Origin of the sequence: Sulfitobacter sp. SK011, assembly GCF_003352065.1 — a bacterium.
Taxonomy (GTDB): domain Bacteria; phylum Pseudomonadota; class Alphaproteobacteria; order Rhodobacterales; family Rhodobacteraceae; genus Sulfitobacter.
This window is the reverse complement of record NZ_CP025803.1, coordinates 3612523-3626455: the sequence shown is the minus strand read 5'-3', so window position 1 is coordinate 3626455 and position 13933 is coordinate 3612523. Positions and strand designations below refer to the sequence as shown.

Below are 13933 nucleotides of genomic sequence, written 5' to 3'. Positions count from 1 at the left end.
CGGGCGAGACGATCTTGCCCGGACCAAACACTCAACAACGGAGGCGGCCTTGACCGGATACCTACTGAAACGCACGCTTGGGGCCCTCCTGGTGATGTTCGTGGTCGCGACGCTTGTGTTCTTCATGCTGCGGCTTGTGCCGGGTGATCCGATTGCGGCCATGCTGGCCGATGTCGGCGACCCTGATGCAGTGGACGAGATCCGCCGCAAGCTCGGTCTCGACCAGCCGATGTATGTTCAATACGGAAAATGGCTCTGGAATGCGGTGCAGGGGGATCTGGGCAATTCGATCTACGGCAGTCGCGTACCAGTCGGGCAGTTGATCGCGGAATCCCTGCCGCGCACTCTTTCACTGGCCCTTTTATCGTTCTTCGTGGCGATCGTCATCGCCGTACCCGCCGGTCTGATTGCTGCGACCCGCAAGAATACGGGGCTGGATTATGCGGTGACTTTCGTGGCGTTTCTGGGGTTGAGCATGCCGGATTTCTGGCTGGCGATCCTTCTGATCATCGTCTTTGCCGCTAACCTGCACTGGCTGCCAGCCATCGGCTATGTGCCGCTGTCAGAGGGCTTCTGGCCATGGTTTTCCCATCTGATCCTGCCATCGATCGCTGTCGGCACTGCGTTTTCGGCCATCGTTGCGCGGATGATCCGCTCGTCGATGCTGGAAGTGCTCAATGCCGAATACATGCAGGTCGCGCGCGCAAAGGGGCTGAGTGAGTACACTTTGATCATGCGACACGCTTTCCCCAACGCCCTGATCCCGGTGATCACGGTGATCGGCATCGCCTTTGCCTTGCTGATGTCGGGCGCTGTCGTGGTCGAGAATGTCTTCGCGATCAAAGGTCTGGGGCGACTTTTGATCCAAAGCATCCTGAACCGCGATTACCCGGTCGTTCAGGGTGCTATCCTGATCGTTTCCGCCATCTTCGTTTTTTCCAACCTGCTGGTTGACGTTCTCTACACGCTCGTTGATCCGCGCATCAGGTATCAATCGTGAGCAAATACGCAAAAGCCTTCGGTGCCGATACGGTCAGTACCCAAGAACCTGTCCTCCGTCGCGGTCCCGGTTTCCTGCGCGAGATCGCGTACGACAAGAAGGCCGTCTTCGGCCTGATCGTGCTGGGCATCTTTGCCGTCTTTGCGTTCCTAGGGCCGTGGCTGGCACCACATGATCCGAATGCGATGCTGTTCGACATGCTGATGCCGCCATCGCTGGAATTCCCATTGGGTACGGATGATTTGGGCCGCGACCTGTTGAGCAGAGTGATCTACGGTACGCAGATATCCCTGTTTGTCGGGGTGTCGACAGTCGCCATCGCGCTGGTATTCGGCGTGGCACTGGGCCTGATCGCCGGGTATTTCGGTGGATGGCTCGACTACGTGATCATGCGCTATATCGACCTGCAGTGGGCGTTTCCGAATTTCATCATCGCGGTCTATCTGGTGGCCGTTTTCGGGGCCGGGCTGTTGAATGTCATCATCGCCATATCCTTGGCCTTCCTCGATGATTTTGCCCGCGTCGCGCGGAGCATGGTTCTGACCCTGAAAGAGGAACAATACGTCGATGCCGCGCGTGTGTCGGGGGCCTCGAACTTTCGCATTCTGACCCAGCACATCCTGCCCAACGCGGCGGCACCGATCATCGTACAGGCAACAGTCAGCGTCTCTTATGCCATTCTGGGCGAGGCCAGCCTGTCGTTTCTGGGTCTCGGTGTCGAGGCCGACACGCCGACCTGGGGACTGATCCTGGCCGATGGTCGCAGCTTTATCTCGCGGGCCTGGTGGCTGGGCCTGTTCCCGGGTGCCGCGATCATGCTGACGGTCCTCAGCATCAATTTCCTCGGCGACGGGCTGCGCGATTATCTGGATGTGCGCGAAGTGAAGGATGTCTGAGCATGGCCATGATTGATCTTGAGCAGGAATTGATCGGGGGCCTCGGCGCGAAAATGGCATTGGGCGACACTGACGCTTTGTCGCTGAAACAGTGGTGCCTGAACCAGATCGGCAAAACAGGAGAGCATCAATGACAGATACTGCCATCACCGTAGAAGACATCGAAGCCGCCGAGCGGCTGTTGGGTCTTTCCTACACTGTGCGGGAACGCCAACAGATGGTTGGCAATCTGGCCGGGCAGATTGAATCTGCCGTGGCGCGCCGCAAGGTGCCATTGTCCAACAACGTGCCGATGGCGTCGCGATTTGATCCGCGGCTGCCGGGATTTGAAATGCCCCAAGTGGCGGACAGCCAATTGTTGGCGATCCACTCCGCCCCGCTTCCCGACAGCGACGAGGATATCGCCTTTGCCCCCCTGACGCATCTGGCCACCTGGATCGCCAGCGGGCAGATCACCAGCCGCAGGCTGACCGAAATCTATCTCGCGCGAATTGCGGCGCTGAACCCAAAGCTGGAGTGTTATGCGAAGGTGATGTCGGAAACCGCATTGTCTGAGGCGGATGCGGCAGACAAATTGCTGGCGCAAGGCACCAATCTGGGTCCGCTGCACGGCATTCCCTATGGGATGAAAGACTTGTTTGACACGGCCGGTGTCACCACCGGTTGGGGTGCCGAGCCCTATCAGGAACGTGTGCCTGACTGCGATGCGCATATCGTCACATTGCTGCGTGATGCTGGCGCGGTGCTGTTGGGCAAAACCACGCTGGGGGCGCTGGCATATGGTGATATCTGGTCTGGTGGTTGGACACGCAATCCATGGAACCTGAATGAAGGCTCTAGCGGGTCAAGCGCTGGATCAGCGTCGGCCACCGCCGCCGGACTGTGCGGGTTTTCCATCGGGACCGAAACCTTGGGATCGATTACATCGCCCAGCCAGCGCTGCGGCACCACTGGGCTGCGGCCCACTTTCGGACGGGTGTCTCGCGCAGGCGGAATGGCACTTTGCTGGTCGCTCGACAAGGTCGGGCCGATCTGCCGCGGCGTCGAGGATACCGCGATGGTGCTGGCCGCAATCAATGGCGTGGACATTGGCGACCGCTGCACAATCGCGGCACCGTTCAACTTTGATGCAAACCAAGGTATAGAGGGCATGCGTTTGGGTTATTTACCAGAAGCCTTCGGCGAGGGTGCAACCGAGGTTGACCATGCCGCTCTGGCCGCTGCGAAGGATCTTGGAATTGAGGTCGTCGAGGTCGAGCTGCAGGATTTACCCTATGGGGCCTTGATGAATGTGGTCTACGCCGAAGCCGCCGCGGCGTTCGAGCATCTGACCTTAGAAGATACTGACGATACGCTAAAATGGCAGGACGATGGGGCCTGGCCCAATACCTTCCGCAAGGCGCGGTTCCTGTCGGCCGTCGATCACGTACAGCTGGACCGTTTGCGTTATCTGGTCATGCAGTCATTGGACACGCTGTTCAGTAACGTCGATGCGCTGATTGGCCCATTCATGACCGGCCCGATGCTGGTAGCCAGCAATTTCACCGGCCATCCCTGCCTGCACTTACGTGCCGGGTTCCTTGAAGCTGGGACCCGCAGTGCCGCATCACTGGGGGCTGGCAAACTGACCACTGGAAACGCCACCGGTGCGGGCCCAACTTTCACTGTGCCACAGGGAATATCCCTGTGGGGTCGGCTGTTTCAGGAAGGCCCGCTGCTGAACCTTGGTATGGCGCTGGAACGTAAACTGGCCGTGGCGGACAGACGCCCCGGCTTTGCGATTTGAGCAGACCTGACACTGACGCGACCGGCATCCAGTCGTAGCGCAGCATCTGAAAAACCAGAAGCCCATCGCAGTTGGGCCGGAATCCTACTTTTCAACCGGGCTTTCCCGTCCTTCGGGACATTGAGGCCCATCCACGAGGAGAGACAAATGAAACGCAGAGATTTTCTTAAATCCACATCCGCGGTTGTTGGCGGCACAATCCTTTACAGTGCCGTGCCAGCGCTTGCGCAATCGACACCGGTCAGCGGCGGAACCCTGATCTGGGGCCATTCCGAGACGACACAGAACCTTGATATGCACCAGACCGGCACTGCCTCAACCGGGCGGGTGCTGCAGAACGTGCACAGCTCGATCGTGACGGTGGACAAGGATCTGAACGTCATTCCGAACCTTGCTGAAAGCTTCGATCTGTCCGAGGACGGCCTTGTCTACACCTTCAAGCTGCGCTCTGGCGTCAAATTCCACGACGGGTCTGACATGACCTCTGCCGACGTGAAATATTCGTTCGAGCGGTGCAAGGACCCGGCGACGGGGGCGGTCAACTTTGAGGTTTTCAACGCGGTTGAGTCCATCGAAACACCTGATGACCTGACCGTCATCGTTACGTTGAACAGCATCAATGCGCCTTTCCTCAGCCGTCTGGCGGAAAACGGTGCCGGTGTGATCATGCCCGAAGGCTCGGGCGAGGTGCAGGGCACCACGCCGATTGGCGCCGGTCCATTCAAGTTCGTGCGCCGGGAATTTGGCAACGAGGTCGAACTGGCGCGGTTTGACGAGTACTGGGAAGGCCCCGCCTATCTGGAAAAGATCATGATCCGCGAGATCACAGAGCCTACGGTGCGTCTGACTGGCCTGCGGACAGGCGAACTGCACATGATCAACGATATCCCTGCCGACCGGATGGCCGAGATCAAAGAAGACCCGGCGTATCAGGTTGTCACGTGGTTCCCGCTGAACTGGGACTTTTTGAACATGAACCACGACTTCGAGCCATTCAAGGATGCCCGCGTGCGCAAGGCCTTTGATCTGATGATCGACAAAGAGGCGCTGCTGGAAGGTGCCTTATGGGGCGAAGGCGCGGTCACGGCGTCGCCCAGCTATCCGACCTCGGCATCCTACAACCACGATCTGGTGCAGCGGCCACAGGATTTCGAACAGGCTCGCGCGTTGCTTTCCGAGGCGGGCTATGGCCCGGGAGAGTTGAAGGTGGTGTTCAAGGTCACGACCAATTACCCCTACCACGTCGAGGCCGCCCAGATCATGCTGGAGTGGTTCCGCGAGGGCGGGGTGGATATGAGCATCGAGCAGCTGACCTGGTCTGATTGGCTAAGCCAGGTCTGGGTCGACAAGGATTTCCAGATCTCGATGATGAACTTCTTCACGCTGTGGGAACCGGACTTCCTGTACTACAGTCTGTGGAACACGACCGGTGCGTTCAACTACCGCAAGATCAGCGATCCGGTGATTGATGAACTGACGGAAAAGGCGCGCATCACTGTCGACCCTGACGCGCGGGCCGATATTTACAAGGCCGTGCAGCAGCGGGTCTTTGACGAAACCCACGATGTCTATTTGTGGTTCCGTAACGGATCAATCGGGGCACAACTCTCGGTCGGTGGGCTGGATACGGTCGTGCATCCGAATGGATCGAACCTGAATTTCCACAAGGTTTGGCTGAACGCATGATACTACGGCGCGGGCCTTTTCGTGGCCCGCGCCGCGCTTTTATTGGAACGAATTGAATGACCTATGTCTTGAACCGCCTCCTGTCACTGGCGATCACCTTGCTGCTGATCTCGGTGATCACATTCGTCGTGACCAACATCCTGCCGGGCGACGTGGCGATGATGATCATGGGCACGCAAAGCAACCCCGAAGCGCTGGCGGGCCTGCGTGAATCGCTTGGGCTGAACGATCCGTTGATTGTGCAATATGGCCGCTGGATCGGTGGTATGCTGACCGGGGACTGGGGCACCTCGCTGGTGTTCAAGGAACCCATCGGTCCGTTGTTGCTGCAAAAGATGACCGCCAGTTCCCTGATCGTGGTGATGTCGATGACCATTGCGCTGACCGCCGCCGTGCCGCTTGGCATCTGGGCGGCAGTTCACCGAGACCGCTGGCAGGACACCGCCAGTAGCACTACTGCGCTATTGGGCGTCAGCCTGCCGGACTTCTTCTGGGGGATCATGCTGATACTTTTGTTCGCCAGGACCCTAGGGTGGCTGCCCTCAAGCGGGTTTGTTGATCCGTCTGAGAACTTCGTGCTGGCACTGAAACATGCCTTTCTGCCATCCCTTGCGCTGGGCCTGGGGTTGATGGCGCATCTGACCCGCATGACCCGAGCGACCATGACAGGCATTCTGGGCCAGGAATTTATCCGCGTCGCCCGCGCCAAAGGCCTGTCGGAACGCACCGTCGTCTGGCGCTATGGGTTGTCCAACGCGGTTGGTCCGGTGATGACCGTAGCGGGCCTGCAGATCGGGTATCTGTTTGGTTCGATCATCGTGATCGAGAGTCTGTTCAACTACACTGGCATGGGGTGGCTGACCTATCAGGCGCTGTTGAACCGCGACATTCCACTGATCCAATCCAGCGTCTTTGTGATCGCCGCAGTGGTCATGCTGGCCAATCTAATCGTCGATCTGTTGTACGTGCTGGTCGATCCGCGAATTCGGCTGGGATGACGAGATGAAATCCTTTTTTACATCAAAAGGCATCATTGGAATCGTTCTGGTCACTGGCGTTGTGTTGGTCGCAATCTTCGCTCCGCTTGTCATTCCCGCCGAGTTTGCCACCAAGATGAACATGCGCGCGCGGCTTGATCCGCCAAGCATGGATTATCTGTTTGGCACCGATCAACTGGGCCGGGATCTTTTCTATCGGGTCATGTTGGGTGCGCGTACTTCAGTCATGATCGCGGTATCCGCCGTGGTCATGAGCGTCGTGATCGGCCTGCCGCTGGGCATTATCTCTGGTTATTATGGGGGTGTCACCGACAACTTGCTGATGCGACTGGTGGATACTCTGCTGAGTTTTCCGGTGCTGTTGCTGGCGCTGACGATCAGCGCCGTGTTGGGGCCAAACCTGCAAAATACGATCATTGCCATCGGCATCGCGTTTACGCCCTTTCTGGCCCGCATTATCCGGGGTGAGGCATTGCGGATCGCGCAGATGCCTTATGTCGAGGCGGCACGAGCAGCAGGCACCACCGACCTGATGATGATCCTGCGCCACATTCTACCCAACATCATGCCGCCCGTCATAGTTCAGGCGACGATCAGCTTGGCCTTCGCAATCCTGGCCGAGGCAGGGCTATCGTTTCTGGGCCTCGGAACCCAGCCGCCGCGCGCTTCGTGGGGGCTGATGATTCAGGCTTCGCGCGATTATCTGGACGTGGCACCCTGGACCGCGCTGGTGCCGGGGGCCGCTGTCGCGTTGACGGTACTCGGCCTGAATATGTTCGGGGATGTGCTGCGCGACGCGCTGGATCCACGCTCGCGGTCGGGAGGCTGAACATGCTTGAAGAACCCAGACAAACCCCGATCGTCGAAATCGACGGTTTGAGGGTGGAATTTGACACCGACGATGGCATCGTTGTCGGGGTCGAAGATGTCAGCTTTTCCATCAATCCCGGCGAAACCGTCTGTGTTGTCGGCGAATCCGGTTCGGGCAAATCCGTCACCTCGCTGTCGCTGATGCGGCTGGTCGAATTCGGCGGTGGGCGGATCACCGGCGGACAGCTTCACTTTACCCGCCCCGGCGGTGAGGTGCTGGATGTTGCAGGTGCCGACACTGATACGATGCGCGATATCCGTGGCAACGAGATCGGGATGATCTTTCAGGAACCGATGACCTCGCTCAACCCGGTGTTTACAATCGAACGGCAGCTGACTGACGGGCTGCGCGTGCATCGGAACCTCAGCCAGGAGGCCGCCCGCGCCCGGGCGCTGGAATTGCTGCGCGAAGTCCGCATCCCGGAACCGGAACAACGCCTGCGACAATACCCGCACGAATTGTCGGGCGGCATGCGCCAGCGGGTGGTGATCGCGATGGCAATGGTATGCGAGCCGCGCCTGCTGATCGCTGATGAACCCACGACGGCGCTGGATGTGACCATTCAGGCCGAAATACTGGCGCTGATCGACCGGTTGAAGCGTGAAAACAACATGGCGGTGCTTTTCATCACTCACGACATGGCGGTGGTCGCCCAGATGGCTGATCGCGTGGTGGTAATGTATCGTGGCAATCTGGTTGAGAGCGGACCGGTCAGGCAGATTTTTGAGGCACCGACCCAAGACTACACCCGCGCACTTTTGGCCGCCGTGCCGCGACTGGGCGAGATGACGGGTACGCCCGCGCCCGAACCCATGCGCGTCGTCGGGGCAGAGGCCACGGCGGTGTCGCAGACACTGGAACCAGCCGAATATCCTGAACCACTGCTCGAGGTGCGAAACCTGACCACCCGATTTGCGGTCAAGGGGGGGGTGTTGCGTAGAACCACGGCCTATGTCCACGCGGTCGAGGATGTCAGCTTTACCGTCAACAAAGGCGAGACCCTGGCACTGGTGGGTGAATCCGGCTGTGGCAAGTCCAGTTGCGGTCGCTCAATTCTGCGGCTGGTCGAACCAACTTCGGGCGAGGTTGTGATCGACGGCACCGACATTATTGCGCTAAATGCCGCCAACCTGCGCCGGGCACGACGCAACATGCAGATGGTGTTTCAGGACCCCTTTGCCTCGCTCAACCCATATCGGCGGCTACGCGATCAGGTGGCAGAGCCGTTGCTGAACTTCGGCATCGCCTCTGGATCCGAGTTGGAGGATCGGGTGTCGACGCTGTTTGACCGCGTTGAGTTGCCGCGCAGCTTTTTGCGCAGATTTCCACACGAACTGTCGGGTGGTCAGCGCCAGCGCGTTGCCATCGCCCGCGCCCTTGCCACCAATCCCAAGCTGATCATTGCGGACGAGGCTGTCTCGGCACTGGATGTATCGGTGCAGGCGCAGGTATTGAACCTGATGATGGAACTTCAGGCCGACCTTGGCGTGTCGTTTCTGTTCATCAGCCACGACATGGCCGTGGTTGAACGGGTCGCCCACCGGGTCGGCGTGATGTATCTGGGCCGGATCGTCGAGATCGGTTCACGCGCGCAAGTATTTGAAAATCCGCAACACAGCTATACCAAATCGCTGATAGCGGCCGTGCCAATTGCCGACCCAACCCGCCGGACGGTCCATGATAACTTGAAATTTAAACCGATCCCATCGCCAGTGTTCCCTGTCGGTCACCAGCCCCAACCCTCTGTCTATTACGAAGCGGCCCCTGGCCACTTCGCGCTGAACGACTGATCCAAGAAAAGGCGAGAGGAATCCATCGTCATCAAGAACTGCCTTGCCGAAATGCACCCCGAAAACAGCGCATAGCGCCGCGACCTGTACGAAAATCCGGAACCGATGTATGACACCCGCCGAACATCTGAGCTTGTTGCTGACATGTTGCGCGAGGTTGGCTCTGTCGCCGTGATTTTCCAGCCCGCTGAAGAGAGCGGCACCGTTGGAGAGGCGATGATCAAAGACCGCATGATTGAGCGTTTTGGGATCAAGGAAGTCTAGTGCATGCACAATCCGCCGGGTCCACCTGTCGGCGAGTTCGCCTTCCGACCAGGGCTACTTTATGCAGCAGCTGACCAATTCGAAATCGACGTCATCGACAAGGGCCACACCGTCGAGGTGCATCATCCGGAATACGACTTCTACGACAAGGCAATCCTAGTGGGCTGTCCCTTTTTGGGCTGAACTCGTAGAAACCCGGACGCCCACCTAAGCGGGCCCAAGGACTAAACTTTAGAACATTTGAGGCGTACTTTGTGTTCGCAGGTATTCAGACTTCAAATATTCCCCGCGACAAGATGGCCTTGCCCGATGTCTATTAGGTTCATCATTTTGGGGCGTTGCCCGATTTTGTAGACCGGGCTTGGAACGTCTCCTGTCAGACGCGTGTCGCTGGTCCGGATGTGGGCCGGATCGGGCACTGGCACGGCTTCGATCAAGCGTTGAGTATAGGGGTGCTGTGGGTTTCCGAAAACCTGCCGGCAACTGCCCATTTCCACGATTTGGCCCAAGTACATGACAGCAACACGGTCAGCGATATTTTCGACCACGGCCATGTCATGGGAGATAAACAAATACGCGAGCCCCATTTCCTGTTTCAATTCACCCAATAATTCGAGCACCTGCGCCTGAACAGATACGTCCAATGCCGAAACAGATTCGTCAGCAATAATCAGATCAGGATGCAACGCCAACGCGCGGGCGATGCAAATGCGTTGCCGCTGACCACCGGAAAACTGGTGCGGATGCCGGTCAGCCGCGTCGGCAGGAAGCCCAACCCGTTTGAGCAGGTCCAGCACAGTTGCTTTCCGATCCGCGGTGGTTCCGATGCCGTGGATGGTCAGGGGTTCGGCAATCAGATGTCCGACCTTCATGCGCGGATCAAGGGCCGCCATCGGATCTTGAAACACCATCTGAACATTGCGGCACAGCGCCTTGCGCCCGGCCGAGTCCAAGCCTTCAAGATGGCGACCTTTGACCTCAATCCGGCCGGTATGAGATGCCAGACCGACAACCGCCCTGGCGATGGTGGATTTGCCACAGCCGCTTTCCCCAACCAGTGCGAATGTTTCGGCCCGGGCAATGTCAAAGCTGACATTTTCAACCGCGTGCACCCGGTGCGTGACCCGGCCCATAATGCCGCCACGAACATCAAAATGGACCGCCAGATTGTCCAACCTCAGAACCGGCTGATCCTTTGCAGGCAGCTTTGGCGGTTTGCTGGTGCCATCGCCCATGCGCGGCACGGCCTCCAAAAGCTGTTGGGTATAGAGTCTGCTGGGGGCCGCGAACAGGGTCTTGACGTCGTTGACCTCTTCGATAGCGCCGTCTTTCATCACGATAACCCGGTCGGCCATTTCGGCAACGACGCCCATGTCATGGGTAATCAGCAAGATCGCGGTGTCATGTTCGGCTTGAAGATCGCGCAAGAGGTCGAGAACTTCGCGTTGCACGGTGACATCCAACGCGGTGGTGGGTTCATCCGCGATCAGCACTTCGGGCTCCAACGCCAGCGCCATTGCGATCATCACGCGCTGGCGCATGCCGCCCGAAAACTCATGAGGGTATTGGTCAAGCCGCTGCTCAGGCTGGCTGATCCGGACCGACCGAAGGGCGTCCAGCGCGCGGACGCGGGCCTCGCGGCGGCTGATCAGTGTGTGCGCACGGATTGCTTCGGAAATCTGTGTGCCAATGGTCAGAACCGGGTTGAGCGACGTCATCGGTTCTTGAAAAATCATCGCTATACGATTGCCGCGGATGTCGCGCATCTGGGCTTCGCCAAACTGGGTTAGATCGCTTCCGTTCAACCGGATGGCACCGCCTGTAACCTGCACTGCGGGGGGCGGCAAAAGCCCCATGATGGCCAAGGAGGTGATCGATTTCCCGGAACCGCTTTCCCCTGCGATGGCCAGAATCTCCCCTTTTTCGAGAGTGAAGCTGATGTCACGGATCAGCGGCTTTTGGCCTTGTTCACTGCGCACCGATACCGTCAGTCCGTCAACTTTGAGGACAGGCTGTTCCAAGACGGCCTCAAGGGCCGCCTCAGTTTTCTTGTATGCTTCTGGCATCATTCAAAAACACATCGCGGGAAGTAAAAGCTGACGACCCAATTGGGCATATCAACAATCTCCGAGATCCTAAGATCACCACAGGTCGACACCAGCATATAGGCATCTACCGCTGACATGCCGCGCTGTTTGCACAACAAGTCAACCATTGCCGACACCGCATCACGCGCCGCCTGCATCAGGTCAGGGCCCATGCCGGTTGTGGCTTCGTAGCCTTTGGCATCAAGATGATTGGTGACGGGACCCGGCGTGGTAAAGCGTGGGGTTTTCAGATTCTCACCCTTGACCAGATCCAGCGTCAAAACCACGTCCATTGGACTTTCAATTGCCGTGCCACATACCTCTCCATCACCCTGTGCCGCATGGGTGTCGCCAACACTGAACAGCGCGCCGGCCACTTCAACAGGAAGATAAAGCGTCGTGCCCGCCGCCAGATCACGGATATCCAAATTGCCCCCGACCCGCCGGGGCGGGACAATTGAATGCAAACCCGCTTCTGCCAAGGCGTTCCCGATGGTGCCGCAAAACGGCTTTAGCGGTACCTTGCCCTGATCGCCCCAAAGCGCGGGCGCAAGCGAGCTGGGATCGTACTTCCATAAGGTCAACGCAGCATCCGTGAACTGATCCGCCAACAGGCCGAAGCCGGGAATATTGGCGGTCCAGCCCCAGCCAGAGGGCGCGAAGCTTTCGATGGAGACTTTTACGCTGTCGCCGGGTTCGGCCCCTTCGATGTAGATCGGACCCGAAACCGGGTTGATCTTGCCGAAATCCAGATCGACCACATCCTGCACCGTGGACGACGGGCCAAGCTGGCCCGCCGAACTGTCGTGGCAGTGAAACAGGATTGTCGAACCGGGCGTGACCCGTTCGGCCGGGGCAATGGAATTGTCCCAGCCGAAATGGTGCTGCGCGTGGTGGATCGTGTAATTACAAGCCTGACACATGCGCTTACTCGGTCACGTAGACGTAGTCATAGTTGACCGGGATCGATACCGGATCAACGTAAAGCGCGTCGGCCCCGCCCATGCGCGGCGATTTCATCGTGTAGCGCTGTTCGTTGAACACCGGCACCCAGGGCGCATCTTTCATCACACCCATATAGACGTCCGACCACATGTTCATGCGATCATCCACCATGCCTGGATCGGTGATGCTGTCCGCCTTGGTCGCCATCGTGTCCAGCTCTTCGTTGCAATACCACGACCAGTTCCAGCCGCCTTCGACTGCCCCGTCGCACCCAAGAATCGGGCCGTAAAAGTTGGATGGATCGGGGAAATCTGCGATCCATGCCATACCGCCAGACCAAATCATCGGAGCAGTGCCATTGCCGCCGGCCTCAATCACGTTGGCTTGGGCCAGTGATTTGATCGCTGCCTTGACGCCGATGGCATCGAGATCACGCTGGATTGCCTGGGCGATGCGCGGGTTGGGGTCGGTGTTCATCACGTAAAGCTCGGTTTCGAACCCTTCGGGATGTCCTGCCTCGGCCAGCAGTGCCTTGGCACCGTCGACGTCAAAGGCATAGCCCGGATAATCCGGGGTATATCCGGGCATCGAAGGTGGCAGGGGTTGCGTGGCCGGAACCGCGCGCCCGTTGATGATCTGCACGATCCGGGCTTTGTTGATGGCCATGTTGATCGCCTGTCGCACCCGCACATCGTCCATTGGCGGCGTGTTGACGTTGAGGGTGATGTAGCCGGTGTGAAGCTGTCCGCCCTCAACTACACGTTCAGCTTGAGCCGGGTCTGACATCACCTCCTGAAACTTTGCCGGGGGGATGCCATCGCCGGGAACGTCCACCTCTCCATTCTGAAGCCGCAGCAGGGCAACGACCGGTTCCTGCCCCACTTCGAAGGTCACCGAATCCAGATAGGGGATGCCCGCGCGCCAGTAATCGGGGTTCTTGTTAAAAACCAGCCGCTGCCCAAGCGTCCATTCGCCAAGGCTGAAGGCACCGGTGCCGACGGGTTGTTTGCCAAAGTCATCTCCTGCCGCATCGACCGCTTCTTTTGGGACGATCGACGCAAAGTTCAGCGCCATGACATGCAGAAAGGTTGCGTCGGGTCGTGACAGAGTGATTTCGACGGTGCTGGCGTCCAGAACCTTTACCCCGTCAAGATGGTCGGCGGCACCGGATGAGACCTCGTCAAAGCCTTTGATTGAGCCAAAGAAGCCCGCGCCGGGAGATTGCGTCGTTGGGTTGGTCACCCGGTCGAGCGAATATTTGACGTCGTCGGCGGTCATCACCCGCCCGTTGTGAAACTTGACGCCAGCGCGCAATTTGAAGGTAAAGACCATGCCATCATCGGACACGGCATAGCTTTCGGCCAGGCCGGGGCGTAGGTCGGTGGTGCCGGGGTCGTAATCCATCAGACCGTCAAAGATTGATTTGATCATCGACCAGTTTTGCCAGTCATAGCCGATGGCAGGGTCCAGCGTCGCCACGTCATCCTTGTAGGTGATCACGATATTTCCGCCCGGTTTGGCATTCGGGTCGGGTTGATAGCCTTCGGCGAGCGCGGGCAGCGCAAACCCAAGAACCAGTGCGGATGTACAGAGTAGCTTTTTCATTTGGT

Annotated in this window: 13 protein-coding genes; 10 read left to right on the top strand and 3 right to left on the bottom strand. The window is 58.6% G+C overall.

Going from position 1 to position 13933, the window contains the following annotated elements; translation table 11 throughout:
• The first annotated feature begins 49 nt into the window (after positions 1 to 49).
• From C1J02_RS17775 to C1J02_RS17740, 10 genes are all read left to right on the top strand, one after another.
• The gene (locus C1J02_RS17775) at positions 50 to 1000 is read left to right on the top strand and encodes an ABC transporter permease (RefSeq protein ID WP_114879767.1); all 951 of its coding nucleotides are present in this window, start codon (positions 50 to 52) and stop codon (positions 998 to 1000) included.
• On the top strand, positions 997 to 1896 hold the full coding sequence (locus C1J02_RS17770; protein ID WP_162798373.1) for an ABC transporter permease: 900 nt from the start codon (positions 997 to 999) through the stop codon (positions 1894 to 1896). The genes C1J02_RS17775 and C1J02_RS17770 overlap by 4 nt, the downstream gene beginning before the upstream one ends.
• Positions 1897 to 1898: 2 nt before the next feature.
• Positions 1899 to 2030, top strand: a complete 132-nt coding sequence (locus tag C1J02_RS21265; protein ID WP_302622757.1) for a hypothetical protein — start codon at positions 1899 to 1901, stop codon at positions 2028 to 2030.
• The gene (locus tag C1J02_RS17765; protein WP_114879766.1) at positions 2027 to 3682 is read left to right on the top strand and encodes an amidase; all 1656 of its coding nucleotides are present in this window, start codon (positions 2027 to 2029) and stop codon (positions 3680 to 3682) included. The genes C1J02_RS21265 and C1J02_RS17765 overlap by 4 nt, the downstream gene beginning before the upstream one ends.
• Positions 3683 to 3829: 147 nt before the next feature.
• Positions 3830 to 5368: an ABC transporter substrate-binding protein gene (locus C1J02_RS17760; RefSeq protein ID WP_114879765.1), complete on the top strand. Its 1539-nt coding sequence runs from the start codon at positions 3830 to 3832 to the stop codon at positions 5366 to 5368.
• A 56-nt stretch (positions 5369 to 5424) separates the two neighbouring features.
• Entirely contained in the window at positions 5425 to 6366 is a 942-nt protein-coding gene (locus C1J02_RS17755) for an ABC transporter permease (protein WP_114879764.1), read from the top strand.
• Positions 6367 to 6370: 4 nt separating this feature from the next.
• On the top strand, positions 6371 to 7195 hold the full coding sequence (locus C1J02_RS17750; RefSeq protein WP_114879763.1) for an ABC transporter permease: 825 nt from the start codon (positions 6371 to 6373) through the stop codon (positions 7193 to 7195).
• A 2-nt stretch (positions 7196 to 7197) separates the two neighbouring features.
• Complete coding sequence (locus tag C1J02_RS17745) at positions 7198 to 9027, top strand: ABC transporter ATP-binding protein (RefSeq protein ID WP_114879762.1); 1830 nt, start codon at positions 7198 to 7200, stop codon at positions 9025 to 9027.
• Between the two features lie 105 nt (positions 9028 to 9132).
• Positions 9133 to 9291, top strand: coding sequence for an amidohydrolase (locus tag C1J02_RS20970; protein WP_162798372.1), 159 nt, complete (start codon positions 9133 to 9135; stop codon positions 9289 to 9291).
• A gap of 3 nt (positions 9292 to 9294) precedes the next feature.
• Complete coding sequence (locus C1J02_RS17740) at positions 9295 to 9474, top strand: hypothetical protein (protein ID WP_114879761.1); 180 nt, start codon at positions 9295 to 9297, stop codon at positions 9472 to 9474.
• A gap of 92 nt (positions 9475 to 9566) precedes the next feature.
• Here the strand turns inward: C1J02_RS17740 and C1J02_RS17735 are convergent, their stop codons facing one another.
• The 3 genes from C1J02_RS17735 to C1J02_RS17725 are packed head-to-tail and all read right to left on the bottom strand — an operon-like array spanning position 9567 to position 13928.
• Entirely contained in the window at positions 9567 to 11360 is a 1794-nt protein-coding gene (locus C1J02_RS17735; RefSeq protein ID WP_114879760.1) for an ABC transporter ATP-binding protein, read from the bottom strand.
• The gene (locus C1J02_RS17730) at positions 11357 to 12301 is read right to left on the bottom strand and encodes an acetamidase/formamidase family protein (protein WP_114879759.1); all 945 of its coding nucleotides are present in this window, start codon (positions 12299 to 12301) and stop codon (positions 11357 to 11359) included. The genes C1J02_RS17735 and C1J02_RS17730 overlap by 4 nt, the downstream gene beginning before the upstream one ends.
• A gap of 4 nt (positions 12302 to 12305) precedes the next feature.
• Positions 12306 to 13928, bottom strand: a complete 1623-nt coding sequence (locus C1J02_RS17725) for an ABC transporter substrate-binding protein (protein WP_114879758.1) — start codon at positions 13926 to 13928, stop codon at positions 12306 to 12308.
• Positions 13929 to 13933: the final 5 nt, after the last annotated feature.

Excerpts from the sequence above, each read along its gene's own strand:
- C1J02_RS21265 (WP_302622757.1), top strand. The coding sequence starts at position 1,899 with ATGGCCATGATTGATCTTGAGCAGGAATTGATCGGGGGCCTCGGCGCG.
- C1J02_RS17765 (WP_114879766.1), top strand. The coding sequence starts at position 2,027 with ATGACAGATACTGCCATCACCGTAGAAGACATCGAAGCCGCCGAGCGG.
- C1J02_RS17760 (WP_114879765.1), top strand. The coding sequence starts at position 3,830 with ATGAAACGCAGAGATTTTCTTAAATCCACATCCGCGGTTGTTGGCGGC.
- C1J02_RS17755 (WP_114879764.1), top strand. The coding sequence starts at position 5,425 with ATGACCTATGTCTTGAACCGCCTCCTGTCACTGGCGATCACCTTGCTG.
- C1J02_RS17750 (WP_114879763.1), top strand. The coding sequence starts at position 6,371 with ATGAAATCCTTTTTTACATCAAAAGGCATCATTGGAATCGTTCTGGTC.
- C1J02_RS17745 (WP_114879762.1), top strand. The coding sequence starts at position 7,198 with ATGCTTGAAGAACCCAGACAAACCCCGATCGTCGAAATCGACGGTTTG.
- C1J02_RS20970 (WP_162798372.1), top strand. The coding sequence starts at position 9,133 with ATGTATGACACCCGCCGAACATCTGAGCTTGTTGCTGACATGTTGCGC.
- C1J02_RS17740 (WP_114879761.1), top strand. The coding sequence starts at position 9,295 with ATGCACAATCCGCCGGGTCCACCTGTCGGCGAGTTCGCCTTCCGACCA.
- C1J02_RS17735 (WP_114879760.1), bottom strand. The coding sequence starts at position 11,360 with ATGATGCCAGAAGCATACAAGAAAACTGAGGCGGCCCTTGAGGCCGTC.
- C1J02_RS17730 (WP_114879759.1), bottom strand. The coding sequence starts at position 12,301 with ATGTGTCAGGCTTGTAATTACACGATCCACCACGCGCAGCACCATTTC.
- C1J02_RS17725 (WP_114879758.1), bottom strand. The coding sequence starts at position 13,928 with ATGAAAAAGCTACTCTGTACATCCGCACTGGTTCTTGGGTTTGCGCTG.